This window comes from Nocardia sp. NPDC055002 (genome assembly GCF_053608825.1).
On the sequence record NZ_JBSGWE010000004.1, the window covers coordinates 646,433 to 667,259 of the forward strand.

Genomic DNA, 20,827 nt, shown 5'->3' on the forward strand with positions numbered 1-20,827 from the left:
TCAGGCCGAACCCGGCTGCCGGATCAAGGTCGCCGACTTGGCATTTGTCCTGGTAGCGGCAACGATCTGCGCGAAATCGGGTCGGAAGTCGCCGTCGGGCGCCTGCATCCAGGTGCGATATCCGCTGCGCTCGTCGGCCGGCGACGGCAGCACCACCTCGCTACCGGGCAGGGCGACCGAGGCGCAGACCCGGAACAGCTCGGCGAACAGCACGGTGTCGAGGTAGGAGTTGTCGACCGGCCCGGTGAGGAAGGTCCAGCGGCCGGAGCGGGGGTGGGCGATGATCGGCCCGCAGCGCAGGCCGCGCGTGACGAGCATCCCGCGGACTCGTTCGCCCAGCGTCGACGGCATCACCACCGCGCCGACCGCGCCGATCTCGAGCACGATCCGTCCCAGCGCCGCGTCGACGACGCCGTAGAGGCCATGGTCCTTGCGGTATTGGCGACAGCGCGCCAAAGCGTCCTGGGTGGCCGAGTATTCCTCGGCCGCCGTATACCCGCCCTTGTCCTCATCAGTGTGCAACGTGCTCATCACGACCTCGTCTCTGTCGACGGTGGTTCGATGTAGCTGTGAGTTCGCTCGATTGGGGCGAATCTCGGCGAGAGGTGGAGCATCACGACCAGGTGGCGCGGAAACTTTTTCATAACGGCAGGACGTGAGGGAAAAATGCCGTTCTACGCAGCCTATAGCCGCACAACCGCGCTGACAATAGTCAGTAGCTGGTGTGTCGATCAGCGTACGATATTCGCCCATGGCTCCCGTTTCGCCGACCGTCGCGCGGTGGGAACTCGTCCTGCGTCTGCGCGAACTCCGTGAGCAGCGCGGATTCGATTCGGCCGGGTTCGCCCGTCGCGTCGGGTTCACGCCCGCGAACTGGTCGCATGTCGAGAAGGGCAGGCGGGTGCTCACCCGCACCACTATCGAGCCGGTTCTCGACGTTCTCGATGTCACGCCCGACGAACGCCTCGAGCTGCTCGCCCTGCTCGAAGCGAGTAAGCAGCGCGGCTGGTGGACGACGGCCTCCTCGGCGCTGATCGGTCCCGAGCTGCAGCGGCTGTACGGGATGGAGGCGGGCGCGCAGAGTATCCGCAGCTACGACAGCATGATCGTGCCCGGTCTGTTGCAGACCGAGGCGTACGCGCGGGCACTGATCAGTGCCGATGTGATGATCCGCCCGGTCCAAGTTGACCAATTAGTCTCGATACGACTACGTCGCCAGCAGCGGTTGCACGGGCCCGATCCGCTGGAACTCACCGCGGTGCTCGGCGAGGCCACTCTGCGTCAGCAGACCGGCGGTGGTGAGGTGCTGCGCGGGCAGTTGCGGCACCTGGTCGCGCTGGTGCGCGAACTCGACACCGTCGACGTGCGCGTCATTCCGTTCAGTGCGACCGAGGGGGCCGTGCTCGGCGGCTCCAGCTTCCATCTGCTCGACTTCGCAAGCGATCAGCTACCTACCTTCGCCTGGGCCGAGAGCGCGGTGTTCGGCGGTCATGTCGACGACGCCGAACAGGTCCGCGATCTCGGCTTCGCCTACGTACGTGCCCGCGAGCAATCCCTTTCCCGCACCGAATCTCTCGCCCTGATCAGGGAGTATGCAAGCGTGTAAGATTCTGGGTATGTCCACCACCGCTCGCCGCCGCCCGGCCGAACACGGCTGGTTCACCTCGTCACGCTCGAATAACGGCAACCAGTGTGTCGAGGTTCGTTTCGATGGAGACGCTGTCCAGATACGAGACAGCAAATTCCGCCGCAACCCGATGAACGCCGGCCTGGACGAGCCCATCATCACCGTCGACGCCCCCCTCTGGACAGCCTTCCTCCACTGCCTTCTCACCGCCCGCCCCCACCCCGACCTGGTGGCCCACACCTCCCCCGACGGCTCGACGACCCTCCGCCACGAAGCCATCGTCCTCCGCTTCACCCCCGAAGAGTGGAATGCCTTCGTAGCCGGCGTCCGCGACGACGAGTTCGCCTGCGTGTAAGACCACGTCGCCGGCCATCGGTGTTTCGGCATACTGGGGGGCGTGACTTCTGATCTGAGCGCTCCCTCCGGTATTGATCTGTCCTTCCGCGATCAGGATGTGCGGGTGCAGGACGATCTGTTCGCGCATGTCAACGGGCAGTGGTTGGCCGGGTATGAGATCCCGGCCGACCGGGCTGTCGACGGTGCGTTTCGCACGCTCTACGACCAGGCCGAGCTAGATGTGCAGGCGATCATCACCGATAGTGCCGCCGGTGCGGCCGACGATGCCGACGCCCGCAAGATCGGGGATCTGTTCTCGAGCTTCATGGCCACCGATGTGGTCGCGGCGGCCGGGTTCACACCTGTCGCCGAGGAGTTGCGCGCGATCGCCGAGGTCGGCGATCCGAGTGTGTTCGCCGCGCTGCTCGGGCGCTTGCAGCGCACGGGGGTCCGTGGCGCGCTCGCCTACTACGTGGACACCGACGACAAGAACTCCACCCGCTACCTCGTGCACGCGACCCAGTCGGGCATCGGGCTGCCCGACGAGTCCTACTACCGCGCCGACGAGTTCGCGGAAATCCGCGACGCGTACCTCGCGCACATCACCAAGACGTTCACCATCGCCGCCGCGGACGCGTCGCTGGCGGGCCTGCTCCCCGCTGACCCGGCCGACGCCGCCCGCCGCGTGTTCGAGCTGGAACGCACACTCGCCGCGGGACATTGGGATGTCGTCCGACGTCGGGATGCCGAAAAGAGCTACAACCTCACCACTTTCGCCGACCTGGTCGCCGAGAACCCGGAATTCGACTGGGCCGCGTGGGTAGACGGTGTCGCCACCGGACTCGACCGTGACGGCAAGGACCTGTTCGCCGAACTCGTCGTGCGTCAGCCAGGCTACTTGCGCGCCTTCGCCGCCGCGTGGGCCGAGGTGCCGCAAACGGATTGGCAGGCGTGGGCGGCGTGGCAGGTGCTGCACGCGCGTTCGGGGTTCCTCACCGACGAGATCGTCGAGGAGTACTTCGACTTCTACGGACGCACTCTCACCGGCGCCGAGGAGAACCGCGAACGCTGGAAGCGCGGGGTGTCGCTGGTGCAGGAACTGCTCGGTGAAGCAGTCGGCAAACTGTATGTGGCCCGGCACTTTCCGCCGCAGGCCAAGGCCCGCATGGTGGAGCTGGTGGCCAATCTCCAGGAGGCCTACCGCCGCAATATCGCCGACCTCGAGTGGATGGGCCCCGACACCCGCGCGGCCGCACTGACCAAGCTGGAGAAGTTCACCCCCAAGATCGGCTACCCCGACACCTGGCGCGACTACTCCGCGGTCGAGATCGACGCGAGCGACCTCGTCGGCAACTACCGCCGTGGCCATGCCGCCGAGCACGACCGTGACCTGGGCAAACTGGGTGGTGAAGTCGATCGTGGCGAATGGTTCATGACCCCGCAGACCGTGAACGCCTACTACAACCCCGGCATGAACGAGATCGTGTTCCCCGCGGCGATCCTGCAGCCGCCGTTCTTCGACATGAACGCCGACGACGCCGCCAACTACGGCGGGATCGGCGCGGTGATCGGGCACGAGATCGGGCACGGCTTCGACGACCAGGGCGCGAAGTACGACGGCGACGGCAACATGCAGGACTGGTGGACCGACGAGGATCGCGCCGAGTTCGGCAAGCGCACCAAGGCCCTGATCGACCAGTACAACGTGCTCTCCCCCGCCGACCTGGACGACGAGCACACCGTGAACGGCGAATTCACCATCGGTGAGAACATCGGCGACCTCGGCGGACTGTCCATCGCCCTCGCCGCCTACAAGATCTCGCTCGAAGGCAAGGAACCTCCGGTGATCGACGGCCTCACCGGGCTGCAGCGCGTCTTCTACGGTTGGGCGCAGGTCTGGCGCACGAAGGCCCGCACCGAGGAGGCGATCCGCCGTCTCGCCGTCGACCCGCACTCCCCGCCGGAGTTCCGCTGCAACGCGGTGATCCGCAATATCGACAGCTTCTACGAGGCTTTCGACGTGACTCCGGCGGACAAGCTCTACTTGAAGCCGGAGGAACGTGTGACCATCTGGTGACGAGGTCTCGACCCTGCCGGTCGCCGGTAGGGTCGAAACCCACTGCATCGGAGAGGGACAATTCTCATGCGTCACCAGCAGGTCGCCGACAACGTCTTCACCATCGCGGGCACGGACGTGAACATGGTCCTGCTCCGCGAGGGTCGTGACCTCACCCTGATCGACGCGGGGTGGTACGGCGACGCCGGCCTGATCGAAGCCACCATCGAGGCCCTCGGTCATCGCCCCGAGGACATCACCGCGGTGCTGCTGACCCATGCACACCTGGACCACGTCGGCGCCCTCAACCACCTACAGGCGAAGTACGGCATTCCCGCCTACACCAGTCGCCTCGAGGTGCCGCACGCCAAAGGCGAGGTCCACGAGTCCGCCACCCCGCTCGACGTGATCAAACGCCTCACCGACGTCTCCACCTGCGGCTGGGCCCTGAGGATCACCCGCGCGGGCGGCCTCCGTAAGAACCAGGTCCCCCACATCCAGCCCTTCCGCACCGCGGGCGAGCTGGATCTTCCCGGCCGCCCCACGCCGATCGCGACCCCGGGACATACCTCGGGCCACTCCGCCTTCCATCTCGCGGCCGCCGGCGCGGTAGTCACCGGCGACACCCTGGTTACCGCGCATCCCACCTCGAAATTCACAGGCCCCCAACTACTTCCCGACTTCTTCAACCACTCGACCCCGGAAACCCTCACAGCACTCGAGGCCCTCGAGCCGCTCGCCGCCGACCTGGTTCTCCCCGGCCACGGTGACCCCTTCACCGAGGGCATCCGGCAAGCTGTCGACCGGGCGCGGACCCACGCGAGAACCGAACGGCGCGAATAACGAGTAGTCACCTAGTTGCTGTCGTCACTTTCGGCAAACGCGAGTAGTGACCATGTAAGTAGAGTTTGCGATAGCGAAAGTACAGTAAGAGCACATGGATTGGCCGGCCCACCGCACGGAGCAGCGTTCCTGGCAGGCGCGTGACGGACGAAGTCCGCGAGTCGGCCCCGTCCCCGAACAGGCAGCGGTGTCGATCCCACCGCGCATCGCCGAACTCGACTTCGCCACCAGGCGAACAACATCGGCTAGCGAAGCCGCCGTGATCGCGGTGACACATCTCGAAGCCGGCCAGGGCCAGTATTCGGCACCGTTGCGCGAATTCCTGCTGCGCAGCGAAGCTGTCGCGTCGTCACGGATCGAGCACATCGATGCGGGGTGGCGAGCATTCAGCAAATCCTTCGGCGGCGCGACGGCCGGACCTGAGGCGGCGTCACAGGTCAGCGCGGTCCGGGCACTCACCGGACTGGTCGACAGTGCGGCGACCAGCCGGATCACGGAGGCGAATCTGCTCAGCGCCCATCGTGTGCTGATCGCTCCGGAGTGGGAGAAGGCCGGACGCTTCCGGACCGTCCAAACCTGGATCGGCGGTAGCGATTACACGCCGCTGCACGCCCTGTATGTGCCACCGCCACCGGAACTCGTGCCCGAACTGGTGGCCGACCTGCTCGCCTTCGTCGCGCGTGGTGATCTGCCGATCCTGGTCCAAGCGGCGATCGCGCACGCGCAGTTCGTGTCGATCCACCCGTTCGTCAGCGGCAACGGCCGGATCGGACGCGCCCTGGTGAGCGCCATTCTGCGCAGACGCGGGCTGACCGACAGAGTCACCGTCCCCTTGGCGTCGGTCATGCTCGCCGACACCTCCCGCTATTTCGCCCAGCTGGCCGCCTACCGCGCCGGTGCCGCCGACGAATTCGTCATCTATCTGGCGCTCGCCGCGGTGTACGCCAGCGAGGCGGCGATCGACTCGGCCCGCACTCTCGCCGCGCTCCCCCAGCGATGGCGAGACCGCGCCCGCCCCCGCGGCGGTTCCGCCGACGAGGCGCTCTTGGCGAACCTGCTCGAGCACCCGATTCTCACCGTGGCCGGCGCGAACGCCATCACGGCGACAACCGATTCGGCGACCTACCGTGCCCTCGAACGACTGGTCGACGTGGGCATCCTCGACGTCGTCTCCGACTCCAAACGAAACCGAATATGGGCCGCCACCGACATCCTCGCCGAACTCGACGCCCTCAACGCCGCGATCGGCCGCCGCACCGCGGCGGGCCTGTCCTAGCGCAAGCGCAGTTCGATGTCCTAGCGCAAGCGCAGTTCGGTGTCCGCGTCGAAGAAGAACACCTCGTCCGGCTTCGGCCGCAGGTGCTGGTCACCGCTCACCACACCTCCAAACATGCAGGCCCCCAACTCCTCCCCCGCGTCTTCAACAACTCAACCGAAGCAACCCTCGCAGCGTTGTCGACCTTGTCAGTCCTCCCTGTCAACCTCATCCTGCCTGGTCACGGACTCGCAAGCTCCCAACCGATCACCCATGCGGTGATTGCGGCAAGCAATCACGCGGAAACAGGTCTGATAAGGTCCTGATCTTCAAATCGTACATATACCTCGAGTGTGCCGCGCCGATTTTCGACAAGGACCTCGAGGAGTTTGTATACGATCCGGTCGAGTCCAGCGAGTTTCATACCGTTGTAGCTAGCATGCCATTTCTTAAGATCCCTGACCTGGGAAGTTATTCTGTGCGACTGAAGGAGATAATAGCACTGCCGATCAAGCTGGATGATGACGAATCGGGATCATCTGGCGATCATAATGACGCTGATGGAATTGCGTTACCGGTTATGACGGTGGAGTCTGAATCCTATGTTCGGAGTAAGCACTATCCTGGCGGAGCACTCAATACTCCCTTCAAGAGCACTTTTGACAAGGGTGAAGACCCATACGCGCTGGTAGACGCTGCGCAAAACAGCCCTGCCATCCCGCAAGGAGACGGAACATATCGAAGGGAAGTATTTGTGCCGGATAGGTACATCGGGCACAAGTCGGAGAAGCGGGGCGGAGAGGCAACTCAGAAGTATATCGTCGTTCAAGATAGATTCGGCGCAGTAATTACAATGCATCCCGAGGGAGACGAATGAGGACGCAATGGCGCTAGAAATAGTAGTTCAGAATATCAACCATGCCGAACAACAGCGAATTGGTGACGATGAGAAGGACTCAATTTACTTTCTCTGCGCTGCGCAGCCCACAACCAGCGTGCTCCGTGGTGTCTACCGCTACGGCGACACGATGTTCAATACCTGGCAGTTGAAGATCATGCTCGAGCAAACCGAGGGCGTAACTGGCGAAACCGAGGAACAGCGGGATGCCCTCGAGCAACTCCGCCGGCTGGCCGATATCGCCATCCGTTCCAATGGGTACCTTATGTTCATCGGCGACTGAGCGGCTCCCACTCTGGCTGGATCGTCGCTAGGCTTGACTGCGGCGACCGCGCACGCGGCCACCAACTCACCGAGCAGGTTCCCCTTACGGTTGTTCGGCGGAGTCCCGGCTCACGTCCTGTGGTGTCCTAGCGCAAGCGCAGTTCGGTGTCCGCGTCGAAGAAGAACACCTCGTCCGGCTTCGGTCGCAGGTGCAGGGTTTCGCCGAGGGTGGTCTGGAAGCGGCGGTCCACCCGGACGACGATCTTGCCGGAGCGGGTGGACCAGTCGGTGCCCGCGCCGTGGGTGTAGACGAAGGATTCGGCGCCCAGTTCCTCGAGCAGTTCGGCGACGACGGTGATTCCGGCGGGATCGGTGGTGACTTCCCAGGATTCGGGGCGGATGCCGAGAACCACGCGCGCTCCGGAGATGTTGCGGGGCACCGGGATCCGCAGTCCGTCGAGCACTGCCTCGCCGTCGGCCACGGGGGCTTCGAGCAGGTTCATGCCGGGTGAACCGATGAACCCGGCAACGAAGGTGTTCAACGGATTGTCGTACAGCTCACGCGGAGAGGCGATCTGCTGGAGGGTTCCGTCGCGGAGCACCGCGACACGGTGCCCCATCGTCATCGCTTCCACCTGGTCGTGGGTGACGTAAACGGTGGTCGTGCCGAGTCGCTGCTGCAACGCCGCGATCTGGGACCGGGTGCTCACCCGCAACTTCGCGTCCAGGTTGGACAGCGGCTCGTCCATGCAGAACACCTGCGGGCGGCGCACGATGGCGCGGCCCATGGCAACGCGCTGACGCTGGCCGCCGGAGAGCTTGGCCGGTTTGCGGTCGAGCAGCGGCTCGAGTTCGAGCATCGCTGCGGCTTCATTCACCCGAACCAAGGTGTCGGACTTCGACATTCCCGCGTTGCGCAGCGCGAAGCCCATGTTCTCGGCGACGGTCATGTTCGGGTAGAGCGCGTAGCTCTGGAACACCATCGCCACGTCGCGGGCGCGCGGCGGCAGGTCGGTGACATCGCGCTCACCGATGCGAATCGTGCCCGCCTCCACGGATTCGAGTCCGGCCAGCATCCGCAGGCTGGTCGACTTGCCGCAGCCGGAAGGGCCGACCAGCACGAGGAATTCACCATCGGCGATGTCGATGTCGAGTGCGTCGACGGCGGGGGCGTCGGCGCCGGGATAGCGATGGGTCACACCGTCGAACTGCACTGTCGCCATGGCGAATTCTCCTAGCGGGGAAAGCGAAACGGGCCGGTGGTCACAACGAACACCGGCCCGTGGGGGAACTACTTGGGCAGCTTGGGCGTGATCTGCCGGTCGATGATCGCCTGCACGTCGGCGGCCACCTTCGCGAGAACCGTTGCCGGATCGGCGTTCTGGAGGCCGATCTGCTCGTAGCCGGTGCCGATGATCTGATCGGCGCCGGGCACGAACACGCGGGCGTAGTCCTGCGACTTCGCTACCGAGAGCTGGTCGATGGCGACCTTGGAGTTGGGGTTCTTCGCCAGGAAGTCGATCTCGCTCGGGTCGGTCACGGCCGACTTGCGCACCGGCATATAGCCCGTGTTCTGCGTGAAGTACGCCGTGTTGGCCGCGTTGGTGATGAACTCGATGAACTTGAGCGCGTTGACCTTTCGCGTGTCGGAGATCCGCGACGGAATCGCCAGACCGGCGCCGCCGGTGGTGACGCCGGGACCGTTCGGGTGCGGCAGGAACGCGGTGCCGACCTCGAACTTGCCGTCGGCGTTCTTCTTGATGCCCTTGAGGTCGCCGGTGGAGGCGATGGTCGAGGCCGCGACGCCGGTGCCGAAGTCGACCGCGATCTGCGGGCGGATCGCGGCGTACTTCTTGACGTTGATCGAGTCGCGCAGGTAGGTGGCCGCGGCGATCGAACCCGGATCGGTGAACTTCAGCTTCCACTGATCGGAGTAGGCGCCGCCGAAGGTCCAGTTCGGGCCCTGGAAGGTCCAGCCCAGGTAGTTCTTCGCGTCACCCCAGGCGTGCGCGAACTTGTCGGCGCCGACGAGCGACTGCAGCTTCGGGCCCCACTCGTCGAATTCCTGCCAGGAGTTCGGGCCGCGGTCGGGCAGTCCGGCCTTCGCCCAGACGTCCTTGTTGTAGTAGAACAGCGGCGTCGAGCGGGCGTAGGGCAGCGCGTAGTGCTTGCCGTCGAACAGGTAGTCGGCGGCGAGGGAGTCGACGTAGTCGCTCAGCTGCACACCCGCGGCGCCGAAGTGCCCGTCGAGCGGTTCGATGGCCTTGCTCAGCGCGTAGTTGAACCACCAGACGTCCGACAGCACCACAACATCGGGCAGGTCACCACCGGTGAGCGCGGCGTTGAACTTCTGCGCCACCTCCTCGTAGTTCTTGCCCGCGTCGACCAGGTTCACCTTCAGGTCGGGGTTCTTCGCCTGGAACCGGTTGATCAGCTCCAGCTCCAGCTCCTTGGAGGTACCGGGGTGGTTGGACCAGAAGGTGATGGTGTTGGCGTCACCGGAATCACCGGATCCGCCGCCGGTGCCCGCGCACGCGGACAGCGCCGCGGCAGCGGCGACGCCGCCGGTCAGGCCGAGGAAGCCACGGCGACTCAACGCCGGGAATCGTGAGTTGGACACTGGCGAACTCCTGTTCGAGATCTATCCCTTGACCGCACCGGAGGTGAGGCCCTTGATCATGTGACGTTGCAGGGCAAGGAAGACGATGAGGATCGGCAGCATCGTGAGCACGGTGCCCGCCATCACCGGCCCCCAGTTGGTGACGCTGGGGTTCTCGGTGTTCTGCAGCAGGGTCAGGCCCACCGGCAGCGTCGCGACATCGGCGGAATCGGCCATCAGGAACGGCCAGAGGTACTCGTTCCACTCGTTGACCAGCGTGACCACCGCGAACGCCACCATCGTCGGTCCCGACATGGGCAGCACCACGCGGGTGAGCAGCCGCCACCAGTTCGCCCCGTCCATCCGCGCCGCCTCGATCACCTCGGCGGGCAGCGACAGGAAGTGGTTGCGCATCAGGAAGGTGCCGAAGGCGACCCCGCAGAGCGGAATGATGATGCCCTGGAAGGTGTTGCGCCAGCCGAGCTGTGCGATGAACGCGTAGTTGGAGATCACCGTGATCTGGTTGGGCACCATCAGTGCCGCGATGATCACCAGGAACACGATGTTCTTGCCGGGGAAGCGCAGGAACACCAGGCCGTACGCGCTGAACACCCCGAGCGCGAACTTCACCACCGACACCACGCCGGTGACGATCAGCGAGTTCCGCAGGAACGTCCAGAACGGCACCGTGGTGGTGGCGTGGCTGTAGTTCTCCGGGTGCCAGCTGTGCGGCCAGTAGACCGCGGGCTGGGTGTAGATGTCGGAGCGGTCCTTGAGCGAAGTGATCAGGATCCAGAACAGCGGAACTCCGACGATGATCAGCACACACACCATCGCCGCGTAGCCGAGGAGCGTCACGGCACGTTCGCGCCGCTTGTACGACAGTGTTTGCGGGCCTATATGTTTCATCGTTCGCCTCGGTCCATCACGCGTACCTGGATCAACGTGACCACCAGCAGCACCACGAACATGATCGTGGCCACAGTGGCGCCGTAGCCGGCCCGGAAATTGCGGAACGACTCCTCGTACACCTGGAACACCATCGTCGTCGTGCCGTTGCCGAGCGGTCCGCCGCGCGTCATCACATTGATGATGTCGAAGACTTGCAGCGAGTTCAGCAACACGGTGATCGACAGAAAGAAGGTTGTCGGACGCAGTTGTGGCAGAAGAACTTTCGTGAATCGGGTCCAGCTGCTCGCACCATCCATTTCGGCTGCTTCGAGCAATTCGGCGCGCACACCTTGCAGCGCGGCCAGATAGATCACGAAGGCATAGCCGAGGTTCTTCCAGATGTAGGTGAGCGTCACCATGAACAGGGCCCAATCCGGGTCCTGATAGAAATCCGGTACATTGTCGACGCCGAGCCGGTGCAGGACGTCTTGTACCAGACCGAAACTCGGATCGAAGATGAATTGAAAAGCCACGCCGATCGCCGCGCCCGAAATCACGAACGGCGCGAAAATCGCCGAGCGGACTACATTGCGCCCGAACAGTTTTCGATCGAGCAGCATGGCCAGCGCGAGACCGAGCGCCATACTCACCCCAACGGCCGCCACGGTGAAGATCACCGTATTGCTGACGACCTTCCATGAGTCGTCGCGCTGCCACCACTCGATGTAGTTGTCGAACCCGACCGAATTCGCTACCGGGTCAGCGATATTCCAGTCGGTGAACGATAGCCGGATGTTATCGGCAAGCGGTCGGTAAACGAACAGGGTGAGCAGCGCCAGGTTCGGCACCACTAGTACCGCGAACAGCGCGTAGTCCTGCCACGGACGGCTCCTCCCGGGGAGTACCCGCTCTGGACTCTTTCGCACCGCGGCAGCTTTACGGCGCATGGCGAACCGTTGGTTAACCCTGCCCGCCGATTTTCTGAACATCGGGCACACAGTGCCGATTACAGCAAAAACCCGAACAACACGACCTCGATTGATCGTATTGTTCGGGTTTTGTTCAGCGCATCGCGCTCAGTACATCAGTTCCAGTCGCCGAGACCGTCGCCCGCACTGAGGGTTCCGCCCTGGGTGCCGGTGATGACCACGGCGTCACCACGGCGCGAGTTCTCCAGGAACCACTTCGCGTCCTCGGTGCTCACGTTGAGGCAGCCGTGGCTGGCGTTCGAATAGCCCTGCTGCGCAACCGACCACGGCGCGGCATGCACGAAGATGCCGCTGTTGGAGATGCGGGTGGCGTATTCGACCTCGAGCTTGTAGCCCTCGGGATCGGTGACCGGCACGCCGTAGGTGGACGAGTCCATGGTCATCTTCTCGAGCCGCTCACCCACGATGTAGGTGCCGTTGGGGGTCTCGTGGCCGGTCTTGCCGAGCGAGGTCGGCATCTCGCGCACGACTTCACCGTTGATCGTCACGACGATCATCTTGGTGGCGTCGTCGACGGTGGCGACGAACGCGTCACCGATGTGGAACGCGCTGGAGGTGCCACCCGCGACCACGGTCACGTTGGTGTTGGCCGGCCAGAACTCGGCGGGCTTCCAGCGGACCTGCTTGCTGGAGGTCCAGTAGAAGTAGCCGGGCGCGTTGGTGCTCGAGGTGACCTTGATGGCCCGCTCGGCGGCCGCGCGGTCCTCGACCGGCTCCTGGAAGGTGATGATGATCGGCTGCGCGACGCCGACGGTCTCGCCGTCGGCGATGTTGATGTTCGGCGGCGCGAAGGGCGCCTGCTGCGCGGGCTCGTTCACCGCGGGCTGGCTCGAACCGGCGCCGAAGCCCGGCAGAGTCGGCTGAGCCTGCGCGGGCACGGCGATCAACGCGCCGGTCGCTGCGATCGCTGCCGACAGCAGCAGACCCCGGCGGAGCCAGTGCGATTGCCGCATATTTGCCTCGTAGTGCATAGGTTTCTCGTCCATTCCATCTCTCGTACCGCGTGCGGCGGCGCGAGATCTACTCAGTGACGCTCGTTCTCATGTGCCGTAGAGGCCGCAACGGGTCTCTACGGGGTAACGACTTCCCCGACCCTGACCCTCCATTACTACCCGCACCAGGTGACACGGTGCCAGCCGCGCAGAGCGGTGATAACAGGCCCGCAACTATGTGCCGTGGGTCACATAACATGCTGTTATTCATCGGCTTTCGTCAAACGCCGCGCTCACAGCGGCGAGTCGGCGGCGGTGCGTGCGAACAGCGGGGAAACACACCGGTGTGACTCTCAAACGTCACGTGAGGCAGATCACCCGGTGCGTGTGAAGTGGATCGCCCGATCCGGTGCGGTCGCGAGATTGCGGGGCACGGTGCGCGGTCGCCCACCGAGCGCCAGCGCGGGATCCAGGGTCAACCGGACCTCGGTCAGTAGCGTGGCCAGCACGATCCGCAGCTCGTAGTCGGCCAGTGTCGCGCCGATACAGCGCCGGTGACCACCGCCGAACGGCGCGAACTCGAATGGCGTGACGGTGCGGTCGAGGAACCGGTCGGGGTGGAACAGGTGCGGTGCGGGCCAGGTGGACGGTTGGCTGTGCAGCACGCCGACGGCAAGGCCGATGGTGGCGCCCGCCGCCACGTCGACCCCGAGCCAGCGCAGCGGCTCCTTCACCGTGCGCAGCACGATCGGCACCGGTGGATGCAGGCGCAGGGTTTCCTGGCAGACGGCGTCGAGCAGCGGGAGCCGGGCCTGCTCGGCCGGGTCGTCGCCCGCGGCGGGTAGCTCGGTGAGCAGTCGGGCGAGCAGGCCGGGTTCACGGTGCAGGTGGTAGAGCGCCCAGGTGAGCGTGGTCGCGGTGGTTTCGTGGCCCGCGACGAGCAGGGTGCGCAGCTGCTCGCACAGTTCGGCGTCGGTGAGGGTGGTGCCGTCGTCGTAGCGGGTGGCGAGGAGGAGATCGAGCAGGTCACCGTCGGCGGGGCCGGTGCGGCGCCGGCGGGTGATGTCGGCCAGGATCAGCTCGTCGAGCCGCTCCCGAGCCGCGGTGAACCGCTCCCACGGACCGAACCCGCCTATGCCACGGCGCAATACGGGCGCCACCAGGAGCGGGGTGGTGAAGGCGGTGAGGAAATCGGTGACCACGCCGCCGTATTCGGCCGCGCGATCGGAATCGGCGCCGAACACCGCGGCGAGGATGACGCGCAGGGTGATGGCGCGCGCTGCCGCCAGCGAATCGATGCGCGTGCCGAGCTGCCAGGGACCTCGTGCACCGTGATGGATCTCGTTCAGTGTCGCCTCGCGAATCACCTTGCCCAGCAGTCGCACCCGCGCGCCGTGCAGTGCGGGTGCCAGCAGCGCGCGGTCGGTGCGATGCCGCGTCCCGGAACTCAGAATCAGCGACGCGGCCCCGACCATCGGCTCGATCGGATTCGGCCGCGGCGGCTCGAGCAGCGCCACCGGCGCCCGGAACAACGCGCGCGCGCCCTCGGCCGTTCCGGTGAACAGCACCGGCGGAAACCCGGGGAACCCGACCGCGAACGGATCACTGCGCGCGGCGCGTCGTCGCAGGTAGCCCTCGAAATCCCGCCCCGCGGCCACGCCGTGCAGCAGGGACAACCGCGGCGCGGTGGGCGCAGGGCTCGGCGAACTCATGCCCAGTACTACGTGGCACCCCTTCGAGAGGTTCGATCGCCGCGCACCGTCCCCTGCGCCATCGCCGCCAGCTTGGCCAACCGCGCGTCACCGAGCGCCGTCACGGCCCCGCCCAGCCGATTGGTGACGAACGCGATCGACATCCCCAGATCGGGATCGGCATAGGCACCGGAGCCGCCGACACCGTAGTGGCCGAAGGCATGTCGTGGTTGCTGCTTGGTCATCAGTACCGGCCGGTGGTAGCCGAGGGTGAACCGCAGCGGCAGTCCGAGGACATAGTCGCGGCTGCTCGTCTGCTGGGTGCGGTTGATCGTCTCGATCGTCTCCGGCCGCAGGAACCGCACGTCGCCCACCTGCCCACCGTTGGCGAGGGCCCCGTACATCCTGGCCAGTGCCCGCGCCGAGAACACCCCGTTCCAGCCGGGCATCACCGCGTCGTGCACCCGTGGGTCGCGGACCAGTTCGTCGAAGCTCTCCGGCATACCCGCCTCGGCCAGACCACGCGCCGGTCGCACCCACGACAGCACCGACGACGCGGTGTTCCAGCGGATCCCCGGTGGCGCCAGATGCGGAAAGATCTTCGCGATCCGATGCCGCTCGCCCGGCGGTACCTGGAACCAGAACTCCTCGATTCCCAAGGGCTGGGCCACTTCTCGGCGCAATACCGCCGTGAACGGATCGCCGGTGACCCGCTGCACGATCTCGGCGACCAGCCAGCCGAAGGTGATCGCGTGATAGCCCGAGGTGCGGATGCGGCGCGGGTCGGCGGGGCTCTCGGCCAGGGCGGTCACCACCGCGTCGTAGTCGAGAATGCCCTCGCGACCCGGCACCAGCCCGCGCACGCGGTGCAGGCCCGCGCGATGGGACAGCACATCACGCACGGTGATGTCGTCCTTGCCGTGCGACCCGAACTCCGGCCAGTAGGTGGCCACCGGCTCCTCGTAATCGATGAGCCCGCGCTCGGCCAGCCGATGCAGCACGGTGGCGGCGACACCCTTGCCGGTGGAGAAGGTGAGCGCGATGTTCTCGCCGGTCCAGCGCTGATCCTTGGCCGCCCAGCCGGCCCAGATGTCGACGACCGGGCGTCCGTCCAGGTAGATGGCCAGCGCACCGCCGCCACGACTGGGCTGGGCGAACATCCCGAAGAAATGATCCGCGAGCCGGATGAAGCGCGGATCGACCACCATTTGCCGTGGCGCCGCGAAGTCGTCGACCGGTGCTGACACGATGGATACCTCCTGATACACGCGATCGGGGGCCCCGCGCCGCACACGGCGACCGGAATCCCAAGGGTATCGCAGGGACAGACCCGCCGGTTGGAGTCGACGGGGGTGGCTCCGGTGGTGTATTCACAATGGGTGTTTGCAGATTTGCCAATCGGCCGGCTCGTCGGCGCGATCGCCATCACCGTGACCGCGTTCGTCTCGACCGGTTGCGGAGGCACCATCGACGGCCACGCCCAGCCGGCGATCGATGTCGTCCCCGCGACCAGCACCGCGACGCCGACCACCAAGCCGGGCAAATCGACCACCGGCAAACCCACCGCGAGCAAGCCCGCGCCGACCTCGAGCAAGGGCGGCAAGACCGACTTCCAGGCCAACGTCGGCGACTGCGTCGCGCTCGGCGGCACGGTCAACGACGCGACCATCGAGAAGGCCGCGTGCGGTAGCCGTTCGTCGAACTACAAGGTCATCGGCAAGGCCAAGACCAGCAACGGCTGCGTCGGCGACCGCGACAACTTCTACGCCGAGACGCTCAACGGCATCGAGACCGGCGCCCTGTGCCTCGACATCGACTGGGTCGTCGGCGGCTGCATCGACGTGGGCGGCGACGAACCCAAGCGCATCGAGTGCGGCGAGGGCGGGACCGAACCGGTCAAGGTCATCACGATCAACAAGAACTCCGACAGCGTCGACGACTGCCCCGATGCCGCCGATTCCGGCTTCAAGTACGCCGAGCGCCACGTCGTCGTCTGCGTGGAGAGCCTGTAGTCCCTACGAAAGACGTGGGTGGCGGCTAGTTTGGAGTAGTGCCACAGACGGTTCGGCTGAACTCGGCCACGGGCCGGTGGATTCTGCTCGCCACCATCCTCGGCTCGTCGATGGCGTCGCTGGACGCCACCGTCGTCTCCGTCGCGCTGCCACGGATCGGCGAATCGCTGCACACCGATGTCGCCGGGTTGCAGTGGACCGTGAACGGTTACACGCTCACGCTGGCCTCCTTCATCCTGCTCGGCGGTTCGCTCGGCGACCGGCTCGGCCGTCGGCGCGTCTTCGTCTGGGGCATTGTCGGATTCGCGATCACCTCGCTGCTGTGCGCGGCCGCGGTGAACATCGAGATGCTCGTGGCCGCGCGCTTGCTGCAAGGCGTGGCGGGCGCATTGCTCACCCCGGGCAGCTTGGCGCTGATCTCGGCGTCGATCGATCGACGCGACCAGGGCAGTGCGATCGGACTGTGGTCCGGTCTCGGCGGGGTGGCCGGTGCGTTCGGGCCACTGCTCGGTGGTGGCTTGATCGATCTGGTCGGCTGGCGGGCGATCTTCCTGCTCAATGTGCCGCTCGCGCTGGTAGTCGCCGTCGTCACGCTCAAATATGTCCCGGAGAGCCGTGATCCGGAGGCGCCCGCGCGGATCGACATACCGGGCGCGGTGATCGTCGCGCTCGCGCTCGGTGCGCTCACACTGGGACTCATCGATTCCCGGGTGGTGCTGGTGGCGGTCGGGCTGGCCGCGCTGGCGTGTTTCGTGCTGGTGGAGCTGCGCAGCCCCAATCCGCTGGTACCGCCGTCGCTGTTCCGGTCGCGGGTGTTCACGGTGGCGAATCTGGTGACGTTGCTCGTGTACGCCGCGCTCGGCGGCGTCTTCTTCCTGCTGGTGCTGCAATTGCAGCTGGTGGCCGGGTACTCGCCGATGGCCTCGGGCGCCGCCGGACTGCCCGTCACTCTGCTGATGCTGGTGCTCTCGGCGCCCGCGGGCCGATGGGCGCAGCAGCACGGGCCGCGGATTCCGATGACGTTCGGTCCGCTGCTGGCCGCGGGCGGCGTGTTCGCGTTGCAGCGGATCGGACCGGGCGCGGACTATCTCACCGATGTGCTGCCCGGCGTGTTCGTCTTCGGGCTCGGACTGTCGGTGCTGGTAGCGCCGTTGACCGGCGCGGTGCTCGCCGCGGTGCGTGAGGGCGAGGCCGGCATCGCGTCCGGGGTGAACAATGCCGTGGCGCGAACGGCACAGCTACTCGCCGTGGCGGCGTTGCCAGGGGTGGCCGGGTTGTCCGGTGCGTTCGACGACCCGGTCGCCTTCGCCGCCGGCTTCGACACCGCGATGCGCTGGTGCGCGTTGTTGCTGCTGATCGGCGCGGGGGTCGCGGCGGTCCTGCTCCGCGTGCCGCGTCAGCCTCCGCAGCCCGAACGCGTCGACTGCCTGCCGCATTGCGCGGGCGCCGACGGACCCGCGCTGGCGCCGAAATCGCTTGCCACATAGCGAGAGCGGGCCGCGTGGACAACCACGCGACCCGCTCGACATCCAGGGAGTACGGGCGAGGGACTAGATCGGGTGATAGCCCGAACCCACGCCGCCGCGGGCGTTGATGTCGTCCATGATCGAATTCATGTTCGTCCCGACCTCGGGCCCGAAGCAGGCCAGCGCGAGATAGGCGTTGACCATGCCGACCAGTGTCGAGCCGACGACGACCGGCGCGCCGGAATCGCCCTCGACCACGCACATCTGCGACCAGGTCTCGGTATTGGTCGCGAACACGTCGCCCCAGGTGATGCCGCAGGTATTGCCGGTGGTCCGGCCTTCCTTACAGACGATCGTCGGGAACTGCGCCGGTCCGCCGACGCCGGTGATGGTGACGTTGCCGATCCGGTTGACCGGGATGATCCGGCCCGGCGTGAACTCGATGACCGCGTAGTCGAGTTCGGAGTTGCTGTACACGAAACGGCCGATCTCGCCGTAGCCTCGATCCACCTCGGCGCTGACCGGCGCGCCCGCGTCGCCGCAGTGGCCCGCGGTCAGTCCGACCAGCCTGCCCGCGCCGTCGTGTCCCACCGTGGTGACGGTGCACTCGAACGCGTTGTCGATCACGATGCCGGAGCCGCCGCCGATCACCGGGGGGCCTGCTTGCGCGTTGGCCGCACCGGTGCCCAGCAGAGCTGCACCGAGGGCGAGGGCGAAGGCGGTGTTGGCCACCTTGGCGAGTTTGCTGAACATGTCCCTCCAGATGTCGGAAGTTCGCACAGTATCAATACGGTCTGTCTATCGTGCCTGTATTCGGTCCCGGGCGCGCCCCCGGACCGGTGCGTTTGCCGCCGTGTCGTGCGGGTCTTCCCGAAGTGGTTGTCATAGCGATTCCCTATTGCAATCGCGGAGCGGCGCGTCGTTCGTGATTCTCGCGTGAAGTGTTCGGATAATTCGACGAGGACTTCGTTATGAATGACAAAGTTCCGCAATATTCCTTTACCGCGACCGCTGGTACTGGGAAACCATGTAGGAAAAGGACTTCGCGGGTAATCCCAGGAATCCCCGAATTGCGGGCTGTAGGGTCCGGCATGGCCGGTCTCATAGCCGTTTCGGACAGTGACCTCTATCTATGACAGCGCTCACATGTCGGTGATGTGTTCTGCGCTACTCCGTAGTAAGGTGCGTCAAGCAAACAAGTCGCCGGGGCGTTGAGGGCCCGGCGTCGAGAGGGGTTATGCAGTGCAGTCGACCGAGAGTCCGCCCACACGTTCACGAGTCAGCGAGGCTGTCGACTGGACGAAGGGCCTTTGGGACGACCACCCGAAGAAGTCGCTGGAAACCTTCGGTCGACAGATCACGATGGGTATCGAAGCGATCACGGAGTTGATCGTCGCGATCTTCCGTCGGCGTTTTCCTTTCGACGAGTTCGTCCGGCAGTCCGCGTTCATGGCCAGTGTCGCCGCGGCGCCGACGCTGCTGGTCGCCATCCCGATCGCGGTGATCGTCTCGATCCAGGTCGGCGCGGTCGCGGGCCAGGTCGGTGCTACGTCGTTCATCGGCGCGGCCAACGGCCTCGGCATCATCCAGCAGGGCGCCCCGCTGGTCACCGCGCTGATGATCGCCGGTGCCGTCGGTTCGGCCATCTGCGCCGACCTCGGTTCCCGCACCATCCGTGAAGAGATCGACGCGATGAAGGTCATGGGTGTCGACCCGCTGCGCCGCCTGGTGGCTCCCCGCCTCGGCGCCGCGATGCTGGTCAGCTTCCTGCTCTGCGGTTTCGTCGTCTTCGTCGGCTTCCTGACCGGCTACATGTTCAACATCTTCGCCCAGGGCGGTACGCCCGGCTCCTACATGAGCACCTTCGCGTCGTTCGCGGTCACCCGCGACCTCGCGGTGGCGCTGTTGAAGTCGGTCCTGTTCGGTCTGATCGCCTCGATCATCGCCTGCGACTGCGGCCTGAACGCTCGCGGTGGTCCCGGTGGTGTCGCCAACGCGGTGAACTCCGCGGTGGTCAGCTCCACCGTCATGCTGCTCGGTGTCAACGTGGCGATCACCCAGATCTACGCCGCCGTCTTCCCCCCACAGGTGGTCTGAGCCATGTCATCTACGTACGTACCTCCGCTACTGCGACCGATCCGGTCGCTGCAGAAGGCCAGCAAGGCGCCCGGCGACATGCTCGCCCGCCTCGGCCACCAGGTCTTCTTCTTCCTGCGTTCGGTCGGGTCCATCCCGCTGGCGTTCAAGCAGTACCCGAAGGAGGTCTGGCGTCTGCTCTCCGACGTCACCTGGGGTAACGGCAACATCGTCGTCGGTGGTGGCACCATCGGCGTCATCCTGATCATCAGCGCCTTCGGCGGGATGACGGTGGCCATTCAGGGCCACACCTCGCTGAACCTGCTCGGATTGAGCCCCATCACGGGCGCGATCTCGGCCTTCGCCACCACCCGCGAGCTCGGCCCGCTGCTGGCGGCCTTGGCCTTCGCGGCCCAGGCGGGCTGTCGATTCACCGCACAGCTGGGCGCCATGCGCATCTCCGAGGAGATCGACGCGCTCGAGTCGGTGGCGATTCGCCCGCTGCCCTACCTGGTGAGCACCCGGATGATGGCCGCGGTGATGGCGATCGTGCCGCTGTACTGCCTCGGTCTGACCATGGCCTACCTGGCCTGCTCGGTCACCGTGCAATTGATCGGCGGTACGGCGTCGGGCACCTACTCGCACTACTTCTTCCAATTCCTGGTGCCGACGGACGTCCTCTACTCCCTGCTCAAGGCGATCATCTTCGTCATGATCACGACGTTCATCCAGTGCTACTACGGCTTCTTCGCCTCGGGCGGTCCCGAAGGCGTCGGCGTGGCGGCCGGCCGCGCGATCAAGATGTGCATCATCCTGGTCGTGTTCGCCGACCTCCTCATGACATTGGCGATCTGGGGCATCAACCCCGGTATCAGGATCTCGGGGTAGGCGC

General features: G+C 65.8%; 20 protein-coding genes. 11 read left to right on the top strand and 9 right to left on the bottom strand.

Going from position 1 to position 20,827, the window contains the following annotated elements; all coding sequences use genetic code 11:
- On the bottom strand, positions 1-531 hold the full coding sequence (locus ACWF99_RS19765; RefSeq protein ID WP_452537043.1) for a hypothetical protein: 531 nt from the start codon (positions 529-531) through the stop codon (positions 1-3).
- A 220-nt stretch (positions 532-751) separates the two neighbouring features.
- On the opposite strand from ACWF99_RS19765, the gene ACWF99_RS19770 reads away from it, so the two are divergent.
- The 7 genes from ACWF99_RS19770 to ACWF99_RS19800 all read left to right on the top strand — a co-directional run bounded on the left by ACWF99_RS19770 (position 752) and on the right by ACWF99_RS19800 (position 7,298).
- Complete coding sequence (locus ACWF99_RS19770; RefSeq protein ID WP_378634661.1) at positions 752-1,606, top strand: helix-turn-helix domain-containing protein; 855 nt, start codon at positions 752-754, stop codon at positions 1,604-1,606.
- Between the two features lie 10 nt (positions 1,607-1,616).
- Positions 1,617-1,982, top strand: coding sequence for a DUF397 domain-containing protein (locus ACWF99_RS19775; protein ID WP_452537044.1), 366 nt, complete (start codon positions 1,617-1,619; stop codon positions 1,980-1,982).
- A 42-nt stretch (positions 1,983-2,024) separates the two neighbouring features.
- A complete protein-coding gene (locus ACWF99_RS19780; RefSeq protein WP_452537045.1) occupies positions 2,025-4,040 on the top strand; it encodes a M13 family metallopeptidase in 2,016 nt (671 codons plus the stop codon).
- Between the two features lie 66 nt (positions 4,041-4,106).
- On the top strand, positions 4,107-4,862 hold the full coding sequence (locus ACWF99_RS19785) for an MBL fold metallo-hydrolase (RefSeq protein WP_452537046.1): 756 nt from the start codon (positions 4,107-4,109) through the stop codon (positions 4,860-4,862).
- A gap of 94 nt (positions 4,863-4,956) precedes the next feature.
- Positions 4,957-6,138 carry a Fic family protein gene (locus ACWF99_RS19790; protein ID WP_452537047.1) on the top strand — a complete coding sequence of 394 codons (1,182 nt, stop codon included), beginning with the start codon at positions 4,957-4,959 and terminating at the stop codon, positions 6,136-6,138.
- Positions 6,139-6,556: 418 nt separating this feature from the next.
- A complete protein-coding gene (locus ACWF99_RS19795) occupies positions 6,557-6,994 on the top strand; it encodes a hypothetical protein (protein WP_452537048.1) in 438 nt (145 codons plus the stop codon).
- A 7-nt stretch (positions 6,995-7,001) separates the two neighbouring features.
- Positions 7,002-7,298 (top strand): hypothetical protein, encoded by a 297-nt coding sequence (locus tag ACWF99_RS19800; protein WP_452537049.1) that lies wholly within the window; start codon positions 7,002-7,004, stop codon positions 7,296-7,298.
- 127 nt (positions 7,299-7,425) lie between these two features.
- Here ACWF99_RS19800 and ACWF99_RS19805 read toward each other — a convergent pair whose 3' ends face one another.
- The 7 genes from ACWF99_RS19805 to ACWF99_RS19835 form a co-directional block, all read right to left on the bottom strand.
- Positions 7,426-8,502, bottom strand: a complete 1,077-nt coding sequence (locus ACWF99_RS19805) for an ABC transporter ATP-binding protein (RefSeq protein ID WP_452537050.1) — start codon at positions 8,500-8,502, stop codon at positions 7,426-7,428.
- 68 nt (positions 8,503-8,570) lie between these two features.
- Complete coding sequence (locus ACWF99_RS19810; protein ID WP_378634671.1) at positions 8,571-9,899, bottom strand: ABC transporter substrate-binding protein; 1,329 nt, start codon at positions 9,897-9,899, stop codon at positions 8,571-8,573.
- Between the two features lie 21 nt (positions 9,900-9,920).
- Entirely contained in the window at positions 9,921-10,787 is an 867-nt protein-coding gene (locus ACWF99_RS19815; protein WP_452537051.1) for a carbohydrate ABC transporter permease, read from the bottom strand.
- Positions 10,784-11,695: a carbohydrate ABC transporter permease gene (locus tag ACWF99_RS19820; RefSeq protein ID WP_452537167.1), complete on the bottom strand. Its 912-nt coding sequence runs from the start codon at positions 11,693-11,695 to the stop codon at positions 10,784-10,786. Before ACWF99_RS19820 ends, ACWF99_RS19815 begins: the two co-directional genes overlap by 4 nt.
- Before the next feature lie 158 nt (positions 11,696-11,853).
- Positions 11,854-12,744, bottom strand: a complete 891-nt coding sequence (locus tag ACWF99_RS19825) for a L,D-transpeptidase (protein ID WP_378634678.1) — start codon at positions 12,742-12,744, stop codon at positions 11,854-11,856.
- A gap of 320 nt (positions 12,745-13,064) precedes the next feature.
- On the bottom strand, positions 13,065-14,402 hold the full coding sequence (locus tag ACWF99_RS19830) for a cytochrome P450 (RefSeq protein ID WP_452537052.1): 1,338 nt from the start codon (positions 14,400-14,402) through the stop codon (positions 13,065-13,067).
- An 8-nt stretch (positions 14,403-14,410) separates the two neighbouring features.
- Positions 14,411-15,589, bottom strand: a complete 1,179-nt coding sequence (locus tag ACWF99_RS19835) for a serine hydrolase domain-containing protein (RefSeq protein WP_452537168.1) — start codon at positions 15,587-15,589, stop codon at positions 14,411-14,413.
- A 171-nt stretch (positions 15,590-15,760) separates the two neighbouring features.
- Between ACWF99_RS19835 and lppU the strand changes: the two genes are divergently transcribed.
- The gene (gene lppU / locus ACWF99_RS19840) at positions 15,761-16,393 is read left to right on the top strand and encodes an LppU family putative lipoprotein (protein ID WP_378989343.1); all 633 of its coding nucleotides are present in this window, start codon (positions 15,761-15,763) and stop codon (positions 16,391-16,393) included.
- Positions 16,394-16,431: 38 nt separating this feature from the next.
- Positions 16,432-17,880 carry an MFS transporter gene (locus tag ACWF99_RS19845; RefSeq protein ID WP_378634686.1) on the top strand — a complete coding sequence of 483 codons (1,449 nt, stop codon included), beginning with the start codon at positions 16,432-16,434 and terminating at the stop codon, positions 17,878-17,880.
- A gap of 63 nt (positions 17,881-17,943) precedes the next feature.
- Here ACWF99_RS19845 and ACWF99_RS19850 read toward each other — a convergent pair whose 3' ends face one another.
- The gene (locus ACWF99_RS19850; RefSeq protein ID WP_378634688.1) at positions 17,944-18,612 is read right to left on the bottom strand and encodes a S1 family peptidase; all 669 of its coding nucleotides are present in this window, start codon (positions 18,610-18,612) and stop codon (positions 17,944-17,946) included.
- A 489-nt stretch (positions 18,613-19,101) separates the two neighbouring features.
- On the opposite strand from ACWF99_RS19850, the gene ACWF99_RS19855 reads away from it, so the two are divergent.
- Both ACWF99_RS19855 and ACWF99_RS19860 read left to right on the top strand, forming a co-directional pair.
- Complete coding sequence (locus ACWF99_RS19855; RefSeq protein WP_266294734.1) at positions 19,102-19,956, top strand: MlaE family ABC transporter permease; 855 nt, start codon at positions 19,102-19,104, stop codon at positions 19,954-19,956.
- Between the two features lie 3 nt (positions 19,957-19,959).
- On the top strand, positions 19,960-20,823 hold the full coding sequence (locus ACWF99_RS19860) for an ABC transporter permease (RefSeq protein WP_378634691.1): 864 nt from the start codon (positions 19,960-19,962) through the stop codon (positions 20,821-20,823).
- Positions 20,824-20,827 lie beyond the last annotated feature (4 nt).